The organism is Mesorhizobium sp. M2C.T.Ca.TU.002.02.1.1 (assembly GCF_003997225.1).
In genome coordinates this window covers 1-525 of record NZ_RZTO01001483.1, presented here as the reverse complement: position 1 = coordinate 525, position 525 = coordinate 1, and the positions used below count along the sequence as shown (strand labels likewise).

The 525-nt window shown below is 66.9% G+C and carries 1 pseudogene; it reads left to right on the top strand.

Annotated elements, in window-relative coordinates:
• A pseudogene (locus tag EOD07_RS36865) lies at nucleotides 1-525 on the top strand (NAD(P)/FAD-dependent oxidoreductase); the annotation flags it as partial.

Genomic DNA, 525 nt, shown 5'->3' with positions numbered 1-525 from the left:
GTCCGGAATATCCGCATGAAGGGCGATGCGGCGAAGCTCCATCTGGCGCTCGACCGGCCGCCGCAATTCACCGGCGTCGACGCCGCCGGCCACAAGGGTCGATTGGTGATCGCTCCCTCGCCCGACCATGTCGAGCGCGCCTTCAACCCGTCGAAATATGGTGAGTTCTCGCCCGAGCCGGTGATGGAGATCACGCTCCCCAGCCTCGCCGATCCATCGCTCGCCCCTCCGGGCGCCTGTGTGCTTTCGGCGGTGGTGCAATACGCGCCCTATGCGTTGAGGGAGGGCTGGACCGCCGGCAAGCCGCAATTCCTGAACGCAATCATGGCGCAGCTCGAAACCTACGCGCCCGGCATAGGCGCGACGGTGCGCCATGCCGAGTTGTTGACGCCCGCCGACATCGAGGCGCGCTACCGTATGCCCGGCGGCCATTGGCACCATGGCGAATTGCAGGCCGACCAGATGCTGATGTCGCGGCCGGTCTCCGGCTGGTCGGGCTACGACACGCCGCTCGAAGGGCTGTTC